Genomic DNA, 17,033 nt, shown 5'->3' on the forward strand with positions numbered 1-17,033 from the left:
GCTATATTGTTGCCATGGCTCAGCAGCAGCGCCGCGATTCCGAACAACGCCCTTCGCCGGAGGCCCTGCTGGAGCAGGCCAAGCGCGAGACCAGCGGGGCTGGGCGGCTGAAGATTTTCGTCGGCGCCGCGCCCGGCGTCGGCAAGACTTATGAGATGCTGCAAAGCGCCCACGCCCGCCGGAAAGCCGGCGTCGATGTCGTGGTCGGCCTTGTAGAAACCCACGGCCGGGTCGAGACCGAGGCGCTGCTGCAGGGCCTCGAAATTATTCCGCGCAAGCGCATCGCCTACAGAGATCAAACGCTCGAGGAAATGGACCTCGACGCGCTGATCGCGCGGCGTCCCCAGCTCGCACTCGTCGACGAGCTCGCCCATACCAATGCGCCCGGCAGCCGCCATCCCAAGCGTTACCTCGATGTCGAGGAGCTGTTGTCGCGCGGCATCGACGTCTACACCGCAGTCAATATCCAGCACATCGAAAGCCTCAATGACGTGATCGCGCAGATCACGCACGTGCGGGTGCGCGAAACCGTGCCCGATTCGGTGTTCGATGGCGCCGACGGCATCGAACTGGTCGATCTCACGCCGGACGACCTGATCCAGCGTCTGAAGGAAGGCAAGGTCTATGTTCCCAGACAGGCCGAGCGCGCGCTCGAGCATTATTTCTCACCGGGCAACCTCACCGCGCTACGCGAACTCGCGCTGCGACGCACCGCCGAGCGCGTTGATGAGCAGTTGCTCACGCACATGCAGGCCAACGCCATTGCTGGTCCGTGGGCCGCGGGCGAACGTATCCTCGTCTGCATCAGCGAAGATCCGCGCTCTGCCGGCCTGGTGCGTTATACCAAGCGGTTGGCCGACCGGCTGCATGCGCCGTGGACGGCGCTCAGCATCGAGACGCGGCGCACGCTGCAGCTGAGCGACGAGGAGCGCGACCGCCTCGCCGATACCTTGCGGCTGGCCGAGGCGCTGGATGGCGAGGCGCTGACCATTCCCGCCGTCGGTCGGCGGATTGCCGACGATATCATCGGCTTCGCGCAAACCAACAACGTCACCCAGATCATCATCGGAAAATCCCAGCGCTCGCTGTGGTTCGAGCTCAGGCGGGGATCGGTGGTGCACGATCTCGTGCGCCGTGCCGGCAATATCAGCGTCAATGTGATTGCAGGCGAGGAGCTTGCCTCCGATCCGGTTCCGAAGAAGACGGTGCGCACCGCAGTGCGCGCGGAGCCGTTCCATCCGAGACCCTACCTGATGGCGCTCCTGATCGTGGCGGTCGCACTTGTTGCCGGAGAATTCGTTCAGCCGTTGTTCGGCGGGATCGAGAATGTCGATCTGGTCTTCCTCACGGCGGTGGTCACCGTCGCCGTGCGCTACGGCCTCTGGCCATCGATCCTGACCAGCATCGCGGCCTCGCTTTGCTACAATTTCTTTTTCATGCCGCCGATCTATACGTTCACCATTACCGATCCGAACAACGTGGTGGCTTTCTTCTTCTTCATGCTGATCGCCATTCTGGTATCGAACGTCGCCTCGCGGGTGCGCTCCCAGGCGGACACCGCGATCGGCCGTATCAGGACCACCGAGCAGCTCTATGCTTTCAGCCGCAAGCTGGCCGGCACCGGCACGCTCGATGACGTTCTATGGGCGACCGCCTACCAGACCGCGCTGATGCTGAAGGTGCGCGTGGTACTGCTGCTCCCGGACAACGGCATACTCACGGTCAAAGCGGGTTATCCGCCGGAGGATCAGCTCGACAAGGCCGATCTTGCGGCCGCCAACTGGGCCTGGGGCAATGACCGCCCGGCGGGACGCGGTTCCGACACCTTGCCGGGAGCCAAGCGCCTGTTCTTGCCGATGCGGACCGGACGCGGGTTGATCGGCGTCATCGGAATCGACGACGACAAGACCGGTCCGCTGTTGACCCCGGACCAGCGCCGCCTGCTCGATGCGCTGGTCGATCAGGGTGCGCTTGCAATCGAACGCGTTTTGCTGGTGGAAGACATGGACCGTGTCAAGCGCACGGTCGAATCCGATCGTCTGCGCTCGGCGCTCTTGACCTCGATCTCCCACGATCTCAAGACGCCTCTCGCTTCCGTGCTCGGCGCCGCCTCGACCATGCGCGATCTCGCCGGCGGGCTGACCGATGCCGAGAAGCGCGATCTTTTGGCAACCGTGATCGACGAGTCCGAGCGGCTCAATCGTTTCATCGCCAACCTGCTCGACATGACCAGGCTCGAGTCCGGGGCCGTCAAGCCGAATACCGCACGGCATGATCTCGGCGAAATCGTCGGCAGTGCACTGCGCCGGGCTGGCAAGATTCTGATTCACCACAAGGTATCGCTGGAGCTCGATGCCGATTTGCCGATGCTCGAGCTCGACGCCGTGCTGTTCGAGCAGGCGTTGTTCAACCTGCTCGATAACGCGGCCAAGTATGCCCCGCCCGATACGACGGTTTCGATCCGGGGCTGGCGGGACAAGGCGACTGTCGCGCTTCAGATTCTCGACGAGGGCGAAGGCATTCCGCATTCCGAGCTGGAGAGCGTTTTCGACAAGTTCTACCGCGCCCAGAAGGGCGATCACGTTCGCCCCGGCACGGGACTCGGGCTTGCGATTGCGCGCGGCTTTGTCGAAGCGATGGGCGGTACGATTTCGGCTGACAACCGCGCCGATCGCAGCGGCGCGGTGCTGACCATTCGTCTTCCTGTTGCGCCTTCGGCATCAACCATGCTGGATACCGCCGCATGAGCGCGCCCCCGATCAAGGTGCTCGTCATCGATGATGAGCCGCCGATCCGCAAATTGCTGCGGATGGGGCTGAGCACGCAGGGCTATGACATCCTGGAGGCGACCAGCGGCAAGACCGGGCTGGAATTGCTTGCCCAGCATCCCGCTCTCATCATCCTCGATCTCGGCCTGCCCGACATCCAGGGGCATGAACTGCTGCGAATGATCCGCACCCGCAACGAAGGCGTTCCGATCGTGGTGCTGTCGAGCCGCGACGACGAGGCCGGAAAGGTTCAGGCGCTTGATCTCGGAGCCGACGATTACCTCACCAAGCCGTTCGGCATGGATGAACTGCTGGCACGAATGCGCACCGCGCTTCGGCATCAGTTGCAGGTCCACGGCGAGCGTCCGGTGTTTCGCACCGGCGATCTCTCCGTCGACCTCGTGCGCCGCATCGTCAAGGTCGGCGATCGCGAGGTCAAGCTCTCGCCAAAGGAGTATGACCTGTTGCGTGTCCTGGTGCAGCACGCCGGCAAGGTTCTCACTCACCGCTTTCTGCTCAAGGAGCTCTGGGACGAAATGACCGATGCGCAATATCTGCGCGTCTATGTTCGCCAGCTCCGGCAGAAGATCGAGAACGATCCAGAACGTCCGCAAATCGTGCTCACCGAAACCGGAATCGGGTATCGGCTCCGAACCGCAGATTGACCGGGTGGCGAGTCATCTTTTGGCCGTTGCCTGCCAATTCGCGCCGTCTCCGGCCCTCGACTTCAGCCGCGAGAGCGCGTGAAGGTACGAGATGAAGAATTAAGCTGCCGGGTCCCACGCCTCCAACCCGGGTTCGGGATTTGGATCCGGGGAGAAAAGTGCCTGGACGATCCCCGAGGTCGCAACTGTCGTCTTGAACCCGTGGGGTGCAAAGAGCAAACGATGAGCGTCAGGAAGTGGTCAATGCCGTTGCTTTGAGTTGGCCAGACGAGGGTGCGTTTGTAAGTCTCGGGCCACGCCCCAGGTGAATCACGATTTTGGATAAATGGATATCCGACGGATCTCCAGCTCCTTCCTTGTGCCCCCCGCGGGACAAGCCAAATGCGCCTGATCGCGCGCGAACGCCGCGCGCTACAATTCATTGATTTGCTTGACTTGCTTGGTGGGCGCACCAGGGCTCGAACCTGGGACCCGCTGATTAAGAGATAGCGGCGAGTTGAGAACGATCAATGACTTACCGGTCGCACCGCTGGGCTTAACCGACAGAAAACGGGCGTTCGTCGCACGATCACAATCGCTTCGATGCACTGCATGTTAGTGGCGCCTTGGCCAACCGTTGATTAGACGTTGGCCGAGTTGCGCCAGCTTTCCACCGATCTGGGCATCGACTTGATAGGTCAAAAGCGTGCCGCTGTCCTTTTCAGCCAGGTCAACCTTCGCGCTGCCCTTGGCAAAACCGGCCACAGTACCCTCACCCTCTCCGGAAATCTTGTAACCTTTCGGTGGATTGGGGTCACTTAGCTCGACCTTTCCCCAAAAGCGCGCGGAGACAGGCCCGACCTTCATCCTCGCCGTCGCACGAAGGCCCTGATCGCCAATCTTTTCCAATTCCTCGCAGCCCGGAATGCAAGCCTTCAGGACGTCCGGATCATTCAACTTGGTCCAGACCACCTCCCTGGGCGCGGCAAGCCGCATCTCCCCGTTCATTGTCATTGCCATGTAGTAGCTCTCTGATTGCGGGGGTCGAAGATCACGGATTCGTCGCTAGTTGCGCACGGGCGTGAACACCCGAGCCATGTAGGTAGAAAGATCCTTCGAAATCTCTTCGCGCGACGCGGACGCTATGCCCGCCAACGTCTTTGCCAATTCCTTTTTGAACTCGAGCTGCATCGACCGCGCAATCTGGATCCGTTGAGCCTGCGGCGATCCTGCTCCGTGCATTGACTCCGTCAGATATCCGACGGCATTCCGCCCCAGTGTCATGTTTTCCACGAGGCGAAGAATGCGAATACGGTCTTCCGTGGCGATCTCGGGCCGACCTTTAAGATACTTTTCGATCAGCGGGCCAACCGTCGCGTGACGGAACTCCATTTCGGAAGGCAGCGTCACCATCAACCCCCCGGACAGATCTTGCGCCAGCCGTCCGATCTCGTAAGGCAGCCGAGTGACATGATGCTTACAGACATTTGCGAGCATTTCGTCCGGCAAATACGCGCCGGACTTCATTTCAATGCCCTGATGACTTGCGGCAACGCCCGTGCCGTAAATCGTTTCGTTCAGGTGAGTCATCTCGACGAGCTTGTCTTTGACGTGTGAGGCGCGATCGACCCCGTTGTAATCAGCAATCGTCGCGGCCGCGCCGATCAGAACGTCACCAACACCGGTCTTACAGACGTAGCTGCGCCGATGATAACAGGTGAACCGCTCCACCAATGACGAGGCGTATTCCGTCTCACCATCCATGAAGATGTGATTGTTCGAAACGAACACATTGTCGAAGATGACCATCGCCTCCTGGCCGGAGAAACGCGCGTTACCCGCATCGATATCGCCGCCTTCCGCGCTCCGCGTGTCGCACGACTGCCGGCCGTAAATGTAGGTGATGCCTTCCGCATCCACCGGCAGCGCGCCAACGATCGCATAGTCCTTGTCCGCCGCATCGAGCCTCAGGGTCGGCATGACGATCAGCCAGTGCGAATTCAGACATCCCGTCTGGTGCGCCTTGGCACCGCTGATGTAGACGCCCTCGGCGGTGCGCCGAGTGACGTGCACGAACAGATCGGGGTCGGCCTGTTGCGAAGGCGACTTGCCGCGGTCTCCCTTCACGTCGGTCATCGCGCCGCCGATCACGAAGTTCGCTCGCTGCATCTGCGTCAGAAATTGCTTGAACTTGACGTGATACTGCGTTCCGAATCTCTCATCCAAATCGTAAGTGACGGAATGGAGCGAGTTCAAAGCGTCCATGCCAACGCAACGCTGGAAACAGGTGCCGGTCAGTTGCCCAAGCCGGCGCTGCATCTTGTTCTGCATGACGAGATCGGCAGCGCTCGTCGAAATGTGCAGAAAGCGATTCACGCGCTCACCCGTAAAGGGCGAGATGGCAGAGGCTAGCTCCGGATTTTCGTTGGCGAGATCGTAAGTCTGCGCAACTGCATTGATTGAAGGCCGTATGATCGGGTGATCAACGGGCTCATCGACCAGTTCACCCATCAGATAGACTTTGAGTCTGCGATTTCTCAGGCTCTCGATGTACTCGGAACCCGACTTGATCGGCTTGCGGGACTTCGCGGCCAAGGCACTCGCGACGTTTTCCTGATCCATCAGTGTCTCCAAATGACGTTCCCGGCCCGCTCGGGACGCGGCGCCGGGAGTCAGTCTATCGTGGAACCCGCAGCCTCGGCATCAACCCTTCTTGACGAGCGGGCAGGCGCTGTCCTTGATCGGACGGAACGCCTGGTCTCCCGGGATCACTTCGCGCAGCTTATAATAGTCCCACTCGCCGTTGGACTCGGACGGCTTCTTCACCTCATACACGTACATGTCGTGCAGCATGCGGCCATCTTCGCGGATGCGCCCGTTCCTCGCGAAAAAATCGTTGATCGGAATTTCGCGCATCTTGCTCATAACGGCCTGAGCCTCGTCGGTACCGGCCGCTTGTACGGCCTTCAGATAATGCATGGTCGAGGAATAATCGCCGGCGTCGCCCATATGCGGCATCCGCTTCATCCGCTCGTAGAAGCGGCGGGACCATGCACGCGTCTCGTCATCGCGATCCCAGTAGAAAGCATTCGTCAGCACGAGTCCCTGGCCGACTGAGAGACCGAGGGCCTTGATGTCGGTTATCCAAACCAGAAGGCCTGCCAGCGTTTGGCCGCCTTGCGGAATTCCGAATTCCTGAGCAGACTTGATCGAGTTCACCAGCACGTTGCCGGAGCCGGCCAGCGCGACGACCTGCGCTTTCGACGACTGCGCTTGCAGCAAGAACGAGGACTGATCGAATGAATCAGGCGGGTAGCGGGTCGATCCAACGACCTCGCCGCCCATTGCCTTCACGATCGCCTAGGTGTCCGCTTCCAGTGCATGTCCGAATGCGTAGTCCGCCGTCAAAAAATACCACGACTTCTTACCGGCCTTGGCCAGCGCGCTGCCGGTCCCGCGCGCAAGGGCATAGGTGTCGTAGGCGTAATGGACGCTGTTCGGCGTGCAAGCATCGTTGGTGAGGCGGGATGCGCCAGAGCCGTTGATGATCGCAATCCTGTTCTTCTCTTTTGCGAGCTGAGATACCGTGAGCGCGATCGAGGAATTGATCAGGTTGGCGACCATGTCGACATGCTCGACGTCGAACCATTTGCGTGCGATAGTCGAAGCGACATCTGGTTTGTTCTGATGATCGGCGACGATGACCTCGATCGGCTTTCCGAGCACTTTGCCGCCAAAATCCTCGACCGCCATCTTCACGGCGGTTACCGCGCCCTCGCCGGACTCGTGGGAGAACTGGCCGGACATATCCGTGAGCACGCCGATCTTCACGACGTCGTCGGAAATCGCTGCGGTCTGGGCGACCGCGCCGCTTCCGAAAGCGACCGCCATTGCTGCCGCCGCAATGAGAAATCTTTGAACTGCCAGCTTCATGCTGATCTCCCCAGGCGATTGAGACGAGGTATGCCTCGTTCATTACATGCATAACTAGACTTTAGTTACATGCGTAACTAGACTTATTTTTCTGGGGAGTCAATTCCCGCGATGTGTTAAACGATCCCCGCTTTTCGAAGCGGCCGTCGAATGGCGGCTGCGAACACAGATTGTCAGGGAATGCCGGCCACCGCCAAGCTCCACACGACGAAGCGCTCGGACAGACCCGTCGCGAGAACGATCAAGAGCAGCCCCCAAGGCGTGCGACGCGAACGGAATTGTTCGGTCGCGCGCACGTTGGACATCGTCTCCGACTCCTGGGCCTTTCTGATCATCCGAGAGGCCTTCTTCGGGACGCAGACGTTCGAGGCGTTTCGAGGCGCGCTCGGCATACCCCGCGCGACGCTTTCGGACCGCCTGAAGAAGCTTACGCAACTCGGCATATTCCGTCAGGTCGCGCCGGGATCTTCGTTGCGCAAGGAATACCGTCTGACGAAGATGGGATTCGATTTGTATCCGAGCTTCATCGCTCTGATGCAGTTCGGGGACCGTTGGCTCGCCACGGGAAAGCCGGCCCCGCTCACGTTGGTCCACGTGAACTGCGGCTGCGACAGTCACCCGATCGTCGCATGTTCGCATTGCGGCGAGCGAGTCGAAGCGCGGGACGCAATCTACCGTGACGGACCGGGAGCTGGATATACGCCTGCCAAGGCAGGCCGAAACACCAGGCGGGCCTCTGATGGAAGCCGTTTCCTGCTCGGCCGCCCGAGCTCGGTCTCGCGTGCATTACAGATCATCGGCGACAAGTGGAGCTTTATGGTCGTCCGGGAGGGATTCTTCGGCAACCGGCGATACGACAAGATCCTGACCGAACTCGCCATCGCACCGAACATCCTGACAGACCGGCTCAGTCGACTCGTCTCCAACGGCGTGCTTTTCCGTCGAAAGTACCAGAGCTCGCCCGACCGCTACGAGTATCTTCTCACTGACATGGGGCGCGACCTCTATGCGCCTTTCATCACGATGCTGCATTGGGGCGACCGATGGCTCGCCAAGGGAAAGCCGCCGCTGCTGCTCACCCATCGCGTCTGCGGGCACGATTTCCACGCGTCGGTAAACTGCGACCGCTGCCAGCAACCGATCATTGCCGCGGATATGCGCTACCGGCTGACCTACGATCCCAAAGTCTTCGGTGCCTTGGGGCCGCGCTCGGTCGACGCGTGATCCCACCCTCGTCCTATCGGCCTAAAGTCTCGACCAACTTGAAGCGCATGATTTTCCCGGACCCGGTGCGGGGTATCTCTGCGACGAGATGAGTGGCTTCGGGAATCTTGTAGGCCGACAAATGGGCCCTGCAGTGGTCCATCAGCGCGACGATATCGAGTTGGCCGGTTTTGGCGACCACGAAAAGACACGGCACTTCGCCGAGCGTGGCATGCTTGATTCCGACGACCGCACAATCGGCCACCTGGGGATGCCGCACAACGACCTCCTCGATCTCCGCCGGCGCGATGTTCTGGCCGCCGCGGATGATCAGTTCCTTGATCCGGCCGGTGATCGTCAGATAGCCGGCAGCGTCGGATTTCGCGAGGTCGCCGGTATGGTACCAGCCCCTACGCAGTGCCGACGCTGTCTCCGCAGGCTTGTTATGGTAGCCCTGCATCAGGTTCGGTCCCCGTACGATCAATTCGCCTTCTTCGCCGATCAGGACATCCTCGCGCGACGACGGATCGACGATCCGAACAGCGAGCCCTGGCACGGGTAGTCCGCACGAGCCCATCGGCCGGGCGCCGCGCAGCCAGTTCATCGTGACCATGGTGGAGGTTTCCGTGATGCCGTAGCCGTCCAGAAGCCGCGTCTTGAAGCGCTCCTCGAATGCCTCATTCAGGGTCGCGGGCATGATGGCGCCGGCCGAGATGCAGAGGCGGAGCAAGCCGAGACGTTCGATGCCGCTCTCCTGGGCCCGATGTAGAAGATAGTGGAACATCGTGGGCACGCCCGGCATCAGCGAATACTTCCCGGTCTGCAACAGATCGAGCGCCTGCTGCGGAGAAAATCTCTCCATGATGTGCTCGCTCGCACCGATTGCGAGAATGCCGAGCACAGAGAGGTTAAGACCATAGGAATGGAACAAGGGAAGCGGCGACAGAACGACATCGTTCTCGGTCAGTTCGCAGATCGGCGCCCAGCATGCCGCAGAGATCCACAACATACCGCGCAGCGAAAGAAGCACGCCTTTCGCCCGGCCCGTGGTGCCGGACGTATAGATAATGAAGGAAGAGCGGTCGATATCACCAGAATCGGCCGGCGGCGCGCTAGCCCCTGCCGCGAGATCTGCCAGGGTCATCGCTGTCCGCGACGCCGCCGAGCCGGCAAGGATCACCGTCGGCGCGATGGCGGCATCGCGGCAAATCTTGTCGATCAATTCCGTCCTGGCGGGCGTCGTGACCACAAACCCGCAGCCGGCATCCGCCAGGCGGTAGCTGATCTCGCCTTCAGCCGCGTCGAAACTGATTGGGACGACGAGCGCGCCGGCACGCAGTGCGGCGAGGCAGGCTTCGATCCAGTCGACGCCGTTCGGCAGATAAATTGCAATCTTGTCGCCGTCGCGCAGACCGGCCTTCGTCAAATTCGCCGCAATCGAAGCGGTTCGCCGGGCAAGGTCACCGTATGCAACAGATCGGGACGCGTCCCAATACGCGACCTTGTCCGGTCGCTGTTTCGCGTGGCGGTCGAGCAGCGTTGCGATAGGCGCGATCAAGTCAACATGAATCATCCTCGCCTCCCTCTAGACCATGCTGTATCCGCCGTTCACGCTGATCACCTGGCCCGTGATCCAGCTTCCGGCGTCGGACGCGAGCAGGGTCACAAGCGGTGCAACATCTGACGGCAACCCGAGCCGGCGGATGGCATAGGCCTTGACCAGCTTTTCGCGGTTGGCGTCCACCCAGGGCTTGTCGTGAGCGGTTTCGATGAGACCCAGCGCGATCGAATTGGCGGTGACGCCCGAACGGCCCCACTCGCGAGCGAGCGACTTCATCAGCGCGATCGTGCCGGCCCGCGCAGCCGCTCCAAGCGCGAGCCCCGACTCACCAACCCTCGAGGAGTCGCCCATGATCGATATGATGCGACCGCGACCCGATGCCTCGAGCAGCGGGCCGGCGCTGTGCGAACAATTCAACGCACCGTACAGACAAGTATCGATCTGCCTTTTCCAATCTTCGGGCGTGCTCTCGCTGAAGCGCTTGCGAAGCACCAGTCCAGCGTTGTTGACGAGGATATCGAGGCCGCCGAAATCGCTTTTGATGTCCGCGATCATTCGCTTGACGGCCTCCGCATTTGCGATGTCCGCCTGATAAGCCTTTGCCTTGCCGCCGGCCTTTTCAATCTCGGCGACCACCGTCGCTGCCTCGTCCTTCGAACTATGATAGTTGACCGCGACGCTCGCACCGCGTTCCGCCAGCATCTTCGAAATGGCAGCCCCCACATCCCGTCCGCCTCCCGTAACGAGAGCGACGCGTCCTTCGAGATCATTCATCTGCTTTTTCCTCTTGATTTCAGCTTGGCCTGCTCCATGAGCCTGAAGATCCGCTCCGGAGTCATCGGAAGAAGGGAGACTTCGATTCCGAGCGGCGACAGCGCGTCCGCGATCGCATTCGCGATCGCGGCAGGCGCGCCGATCGTGCCGCCCTCGCCCATGCCGCGGAACCCGCCTTCTACGCCGGATTCACTTTCGACATGGACGACCTCCATATTCGGAACTTCTGGGGCAGAGGGAATCACATAGTCGATGAGACTCGCGCTCAGGAGCTGACCGTCGTCGTCATAGACGAGTTCCTCAAACAGCGCCGCGCCGATGCCCTGCGCCACACCACCATGCACCTGGCCGTCGACGATCAAAGGATTGATGATCCGGCCGCAATCCTCCGCGACCACATATTTAACAATCCGCACGAAGCACGTCGCCGGATCGACCTCGACCGCAGCTATATGGGTTGCCGCAGCAGTTGTTCCGTTGATCGGGTCGTAAGTGTAGGTCGCGCTCAGCTCCTCACGCGCCTTGACTGGCAGCGTCTTCATGTCCGAGTACACCGCCTTGGCGATCTGCCTGAACGTCACGGCGCGATCGGTCCCGAGCACGATGGCCTTGCCACCGAAGACTTCGATATCGTCCTGATTGGCCTCCAGAAGATGGGAGGCAACCCGCTTGATTTTTTCGCTGAGAATGCGGCAGGCGTGCTTTGCAGCACCGCCGCCCAACACCGCGCTACGGCTCGCATATGATCCGGTCGACATCGGGACTTCGTCGCTGTCTCCCTGGATGACGCGAACGTCCTCGAACCGCGCGCCGAGATCGTCCGCTACGATCTGAGCCAATGTCGTCTCCAGTCCCTGGCCGTGAGAGGCCACGCCGAATGCGGCGGTAATGGCGCCGGTCGAGTCGATGGTGATCTTGGCAGTCTCCGAACCGGTGTTGATCGGCATTCCCGGTGCGACTGCTATCCGCGATCCGATACCGGTCAACTCCGCATAGCTGGCGATACCGATGCCGAACAGACGTCCCTGCTTCCGCGCGTCCGCCTGCAGGCTACGCAATTCCCGATAGCCGGCTGTCTCGGCAGCGGCGTCCAGGCATTCGACGAATCCGGTCCTGTCCCAGATAATCCCGGAAGCGATCCGGTAGGGGAATTCCTCAGGCCTGACCAGATTCCGGCGTCTGATCTCGAGCGGATCGATACCGAGGGCCTTGGCGCCGAGGTCCATCAGTCGCTCGGTGACGAAGGTCGAAATCGGCCGGCCGACGCCGCGGTAAGGACCCGTCGGCGGCTTGCAGGTGGCGACGCCGCGGACCGCGCCCCGATAGGATGCGATTTTATACGGGCCGGGAAGGAAGCTGACGACCTGGACCGGCTCCAGTCCGCAGGTCCACGGATAGATCGAATAGGCCCCTACGTCGCCAATGACATCCGCCTGAAGCGAGATCGCGATGCCGTTCGCGTCGAATCCCATCTCGGCGTCGACGATCTCGGCGAAAGCCTGGCTGCTGCTGCTGATATCTTCCAAACGATCCGCGGTCCATTTGAGCGAGCGGCGAAGTCTTCTTGCCGCGATGCAGATCAGGATTTCTTCGGGATAGAGCGAGCCCTTCGAGCCGAAGCTTCCGCCGACATCTGGCGCCACCACGCGCAAACGGTGGCCTGGAAGGTCGAGCGATTCGGAAATCGCATCGCGGACGATGCCTGGTATGTTCGATGACGTATAAAGCGTAATGGCGTCACGCCGCTTTTCGTATTCCACCGTATAGCTGCGAGGCTCCATCGCGAGCGGCGCCTTGCGTGTCACCTCGAAACGACCACCCACCCTGACCGCTGCGGCTTTCGAGTCGGAGGCGACGTCGCCTTTCTTGAACTCCCGAGCGACCAAGACGTTTGTGCCGGCCGCGTCGTGCAGCAGCGGAGCGCCTTCTGTGACCGCAAACTCGGGGCGTGAAACCGCTCCCAACGGCTCATAATCGATCTCGATCAACTCGAGCGCATCTTCCGCCAAGTATCGCGATGTCGCGATGACTGCGGCGACGGCCTCGCCAACGTAACGCACCTTGCCCGCGGCGAGAGGCAGAATCGGCGTGGCGTAGTAATTCGTCATTCGCGAAAACGGAATGACGGGCTTGAAGTCTTTGACGATGCTCTCCGCTGTGAGCACTTCGACGACCCCCGGCGAGGCCAGCGCCGCGGCGGTGTCGATGCGGGTGATCCGCGCATGGGCCTGGCTGCTTCTCAGGAATGCGAGGTGAAGCGGACGATCCGGCTTCCGGTCGGCGCTATATTCGCCACGGCCGGTCAACAGCCGCGGATCCTCCGTGCGCCTGATCGGAGCACCGACATTCCTGGGTCTCAGGACGTCCAACGGTTGAGCAGGCCTATCGCTATTCATAGCCTTCGGCTCCCTTCCTCAGGCTCTGCCACTGCGCATCATCGTGGCCACAGACCACCGTCGCACCGGCTCTTTCGATCCGCCGCACCTCTGCGAACGACTTCAACTGCTGGTCGATATTCCAGGTATTGCGGGGCGCCATGTCGGCATCGAGAAGCTGACGCAGACTGACTGAGTCCGAGGCCAGCAGAAACTGGCCGTCGCGGTCGAGGCCGACCAAAGCGCCGAGCGTGCCCGGCGTATGTCCCGGCAACGGCACCAATACGACGCTGGAGTCCCCGAACAAGTCCTTTTCCCCGGCCACCGCTTCGATAGGCTGCCCGCAATCCCAATCAGCGCGGAGATAACCAGCCGATTCCGCACCCGGCGCGTTCGCGGCTTCAATCTCCTTGGCGTGGGCGAGGATCGTCGCTTTCCGGAAGAACTGGTTGCAGCCGCAATGATCGGGATGGAAGTGCGAATTGACGACGATGTCGATGTCGCCGGGCTCCAGTCCGATGCAGGCCAGATTTGGCAGCAGGGTTCGGTCCGCGTCCATGAGCGGCTTCATGACTTTTGCAAGCGATCCCCACCGCTCTTCGGCATTTTCGACCACGGAAGGATGACAGCCGGTATCGAACAGCACGTTGCCCTGCTTGTGCCGGATCAAGGCGCAACTGACCGGAAGATCGATCATTTCGCTTCGGTCGGCGCCGGCCAGGTAGATACTCTTCTTCATCCGAAGACGCCCAGCGGCGAGGAAATTGAGTTTCATGACGCCTTCTCCGAGCGTTTAGTGGCCGCGCTTCTGATCGCCGCGACGATGTTCTGATATCCGGTGCAACGGCAGAGATTTCCGGAGAGCCCCTCCCGGATGTCTTCGTCTGTCGCCAGCGGATATTTCCGCAACAGATCCTCGCCGGTCATCAGCATTCCCGGCGTGCAGAAGCCGCACTGAAGCCCATGGTGCTCGCGAAACTGGGCCTGAAGCACGTTCAGTTCTTCCGGCGTTCCCAGACCTTCCACCGTTGTGATTTCCGAACCGTCGACCTGAATGGCGAACATCAGGCAGGAACGGACGCTGTCGCCATTCACCAGCACGGTGCAGGCGCCGCATACGCCATGTTCGCATCCGACGTGGGTGCCCGTCAGTCCAAGCGTGTCACGCAGGAAATCCGACAGCAAAAGACGCGGCTCCACGCCTGGGACGTCGTATTTCTCGCCGTTGACGATGACCGATATCTTTGCGCTCATCTCCGATCATTCCTTCGCAGTCAAGGCGGTACGCATGGCGCGGGCTGCCAACTTTCCCAGCAAATGCTGGCGGTACTCGCTCGAGGCGTGAAGGTCGCTGTTAGCGGAAACGCTCGACATGACAAGCTCCGAAAAACGATCAGGCGTCCGGTCGTCGATCGACACGCCGCTGAACTTCCCTTCAACTGCTTTGAGCCGCAGCGGCGTGTCGGCCACGCCCATCACGGCAATGCGCACGTTATCAATCGTGGAAGAGCCGCGCCGAACGGATACGGCGATGCTGGCAAGAGCGAAATCGCCGAAGCGGCGCGCAACCTCCTCGAACGCCCAGCCGTCATATGCGAGCATTGGAAACTCGATCTCCACCACGATCTCCTCCGGCTCAAGACAATTCGTCAGCGCGTCGACGAAGAAATCTTCCGCGGCAACGATGCGTCGGCCAGCCGGCCCTTGAACGGAAAGTTCGGCCCCGTAGAACAAGGAAAGCATCGGAAGCTCGGCCGCCGGATCGGCATGGGACAAGCTGCCGCCGATCGTGCCTCGATTTCGGATCGCGAGGTGCGCGACGTGTCGCATCGCTGCGGCCATCACGGGCAGCTTTGAGGCGATCAGTGGCGATTGCTCAATCTCGCGATGCCGCGTCAACGCGCCGATCGCGATCCGATCACCTCTCGGTTCGATAAACGACAATCCCTGAATGCCGTTGAGATCGACCAACACGCCCGGCCGCGTCATCCTGAAGTTGAGGAGAGGAAGCAGACTCTGGCCGCCGGCGAGCACCTTCCCTTCGCCGTTCGCCGCCACGAGAGCCTCGACAGCAGCATCCACCGTCGTCGGTGCAACATAGTCAAACTTGGCAGGCTTCATCGACCTCGCCCTTCAACACCCTTACCGTTCCCCGTCACCGCTCTTATTCACCGCGGAATCGCGGAGATCTTTTTTCTGCGAAGGCCCGTCGGCCCTCCTTGAAATCTTCGCTGTCCGAGGCGGCATCAATGAGTTGCTGAGCCCGCCTCAAATCAAGGGAGCCCGCTCCCATCGAGAGTCCGTTCAGCATGAACTTGGCTCCCGCGATCGAAAGAGGCGCATTAGCCGCGAGACGCTGCAGGAATTGATCGGCGGCAAGTTGAACGTCGTCGTGAATCTCATCGATCAACCCCATCAACATCGCCTGATCGGCGCCATAGCGCTCCCCTGAATAGAGAATACGCTTGGCGTTCGCCACGCCGGTAAGCGCAAGCAGGCGCTGCACACTGTTCACCCCGTAGACGATGGAAAGCTTCGCCGATGGAATGCCGAGCATCGCCGTTCGGTCCCCGAAGCGAAAATCGCAGGCTAGCGCGAGATGACAACCGCCCCCAAGACAGTAGCCGGAGATGGCGGCCACGACAGGTTTCCCCAGCGTCGCGATAGCACCGGAACAGGCATCGACCGCGACCTCGTATTCCGCGCTCTTTTGTTTGTCATGGCGGATGGTGTCAAATTCGCTGATATCGGCGCCGACCGTGAAATTGTTGCCCTCGCCCCTGACTATGACCCCGCTTACGTTCCGGTCGAGAGCAAAGCTGGAAAAGATCCCGGATAATTCGCGCCACATCGCCAAGGTTACCGCGTTCTTCACCCGCGGCCGATTGAGAGTGACAGAGGCGATGCCGTCACGCCGTTCGATCTTGATCGCCTCCATGGCTCCTCTGGTGTCCGAACGCTCCGAGGTCGGCGCATCTAGGCGGAACAAACTGCCTCGGCCGACCGTCACTTGCATAAGTAGACTAATTTGCCATGCTGCGTCAAGCCGCCTCTTCGTCGTCAGTCATCCACCCCGACGACGACGGCCGAAGTGTTGCTCGGCTATGGGATGAAGATTGCGCTCTGGTCGGATGCGAATAGATTTCCGATCCGGTACGGCGCTCGAGACCGATGCGCTAAATCGCGATTAGCAGTGGACAGCGCGAAGCGCCCCCGCATGCGAACATTCCGGTTCTGTTTACGCAGTAAACGCCCGGCGCCGAGCGGCACAGATTGTCCGTTTTGCTCGCCCTAATATCCTGTTCTACGACGAGCACATAATCGACCTGTGCTACCGGATCTGCGCGCTATATCGAATGGGATGAAGGCACGGAAACAAAGGAGAAGCACAGGAAGTATTCTGGTTGCCAAGGATCGACAGGCGGTAACGGCTTCAAAATGACTCGGCGAATCTCGCCGCAGTAATAGTGGCGAGGTCGGTAACGCGGCCGCCATGCATCCGGTCGAGCCAATCGCCTTGTGTGTCGCGCTCAAGAAGCACCTGCGGTCGGGAAACGCGCGTTCGTTGCGGCGTAGATACAGCGTTCGCAACTCGCCGATCGCATGGACTCTGGCAACCCGGATACTGACGCGGAACAGAAGCTGCCGCCTACAGCCGCCGATCAAGCCCTTGCATCGAGGTGACCTGCTGCGGGTTCTGACGCGCGGCGGCGGCGGGACGGGTAAGCCACTTCCCTCGGCGACGTAGCTTGGCTTAGTGCCGCGGGTTAAAAAT

At 60.9% G+C, this 17,033-nt stretch carries 13 protein-coding genes and 1 pseudogene; 3 read left to right on the top strand and 11 right to left on the bottom strand.

Features of this window, described 5'->3' with window-relative positions:
• Nucleotides 1-14: 14 nt before the first annotated feature.
• The gene (locus tag NEZ08_RS00960; RefSeq protein ID WP_298102133.1) at nucleotides 15-2,747 is read left to right on the top strand and encodes a sensor histidine kinase KdpD; all 2,733 of its coding nucleotides are present in this window, start codon (nucleotides 15-17) and stop codon (nucleotides 2,745-2,747) included.
• Nucleotides 2,744-3,433 carry a response regulator transcription factor gene (locus tag NEZ08_RS00965; protein WP_298102136.1) on the top strand — a complete coding sequence of 230 codons (690 nt, stop codon included), beginning with the start codon at nucleotides 2,744-2,746 and terminating at the stop codon, nucleotides 3,431-3,433. The genes NEZ08_RS00960 and NEZ08_RS00965 overlap by 4 nt, the downstream gene beginning before the upstream one ends.
• Nucleotides 3,434-4,027: 594 nt before the next feature.
• On the opposite strand, the gene NEZ08_RS00970 is transcribed toward NEZ08_RS00965, so the two are convergent.
• The 4 genes and pseudogenes from NEZ08_RS00970 to NEZ08_RS00985 all read right to left on the bottom strand — a co-directional run bounded on the left by NEZ08_RS00970 (nucleotide 4,028) and on the right by NEZ08_RS00985 (nucleotide 7,650).
• Complete coding sequence (locus NEZ08_RS00970) at nucleotides 4,028-4,432, bottom strand: carbon monoxide dehydrogenase subunit G (RefSeq protein ID WP_298102139.1); 405 nt, start codon at nucleotides 4,430-4,432, stop codon at nucleotides 4,028-4,030.
• 45 nt (nucleotides 4,433-4,477) lie between these two features.
• The gene (locus NEZ08_RS00975) at nucleotides 4,478-6,034 is read right to left on the bottom strand and encodes a 4-hydroxyphenylacetate 3-hydroxylase family protein (RefSeq protein ID WP_298102141.1); all 1,557 of its coding nucleotides are present in this window, start codon (nucleotides 6,032-6,034) and stop codon (nucleotides 4,478-4,480) included.
• Between the two features lie 81 nt (nucleotides 6,035-6,115).
• A pseudogene (locus NEZ08_RS00980) lies at nucleotides 6,116-7,303 on the bottom strand (ABC transporter substrate-binding protein).
• A 215-nt stretch (nucleotides 7,304-7,518) separates the two neighbouring features.
• Nucleotides 7,519-7,650: a hypothetical protein gene (locus NEZ08_RS00985; RefSeq protein WP_298102143.1), complete on the bottom strand. Its 132-nt coding sequence runs from the start codon at nucleotides 7,648-7,650 to the stop codon at nucleotides 7,519-7,521.
• Here NEZ08_RS00985 and NEZ08_RS00990 point away from each other — a divergent pair.
• Nucleotides 7,643-8,569, top strand: coding sequence for a helix-turn-helix domain-containing protein (locus tag NEZ08_RS00990; protein ID WP_298102146.1), 927 nt, complete (start codon nucleotides 7,643-7,645; stop codon nucleotides 8,567-8,569). The two genes, NEZ08_RS00985 and NEZ08_RS00990, sit on opposite strands and share 8 nt — an antisense overlap.
• Nucleotides 8,570-8,582: 13 nt before the next feature.
• On the opposite strand, the gene NEZ08_RS00995 is transcribed toward NEZ08_RS00990, so the two are convergent.
• Genes NEZ08_RS00995 through NEZ08_RS01025 form a run of 7 tightly spaced genes read right to left on the bottom strand, consistent with a single transcriptional unit; the run spans nucleotide 8,583 to nucleotide 16,196 of the window.
• A complete protein-coding gene (locus NEZ08_RS00995) occupies nucleotides 8,583-10,121 on the bottom strand; it encodes a class I adenylate-forming enzyme family protein (RefSeq protein ID WP_298102149.1) in 1,539 nt (512 codons plus the stop codon).
• Between the two features lie 12 nt (nucleotides 10,122-10,133).
• Nucleotides 10,134-10,883 (bottom strand): SDR family oxidoreductase, encoded by a 750-nt coding sequence (locus NEZ08_RS01000; protein ID WP_298102152.1) that lies wholly within the window; start codon nucleotides 10,881-10,883, stop codon nucleotides 10,134-10,136.
• On the bottom strand, nucleotides 10,880-13,279 hold the full coding sequence (locus NEZ08_RS01005) for a xanthine dehydrogenase family protein molybdopterin-binding subunit (protein WP_298102154.1): 2,400 nt from the start codon (nucleotides 13,277-13,279) through the stop codon (nucleotides 10,880-10,882). Before NEZ08_RS01005 ends, NEZ08_RS01000 begins: the two co-directional genes overlap by 4 nt.
• Nucleotides 13,272-14,033: an N-acyl homoserine lactonase family protein gene (locus NEZ08_RS01010; protein ID WP_298102157.1), complete on the bottom strand. Its 762-nt coding sequence runs from the start codon at nucleotides 14,031-14,033 to the stop codon at nucleotides 13,272-13,274. The genes NEZ08_RS01005 and NEZ08_RS01010 overlap by 8 nt, the downstream gene beginning before the upstream one ends.
• The gene (locus NEZ08_RS01015) at nucleotides 14,030-14,512 is read right to left on the bottom strand and encodes a (2Fe-2S)-binding protein (protein ID WP_298102160.1); all 483 of its coding nucleotides are present in this window, start codon (nucleotides 14,510-14,512) and stop codon (nucleotides 14,030-14,032) included. The genes NEZ08_RS01010 and NEZ08_RS01015 overlap by 4 nt, the downstream gene beginning before the upstream one ends.
• A 6-nt stretch (nucleotides 14,513-14,518) precedes the next feature.
• On the bottom strand, nucleotides 14,519-15,379 hold the full coding sequence (locus tag NEZ08_RS01020; RefSeq protein ID WP_298102164.1) for a xanthine dehydrogenase family protein subunit M: 861 nt from the start codon (nucleotides 15,377-15,379) through the stop codon (nucleotides 14,519-14,521).
• 43 nt (nucleotides 15,380-15,422) lie between these two features.
• Nucleotides 15,423-16,196, bottom strand: a complete 774-nt coding sequence (locus NEZ08_RS01025) for an enoyl-CoA hydratase-related protein (protein ID WP_298102167.1) — start codon at nucleotides 16,194-16,196, stop codon at nucleotides 15,423-15,425.
• Nucleotides 16,197-17,033: the final 837 nt, after the last annotated feature.

This window comes from Bradyrhizobium sp. (assembly GCF_027451485.1).
GTDB lineage: Bacteria > Pseudomonadota > Alphaproteobacteria > Rhizobiales > Xanthobacteraceae > Bradyrhizobium.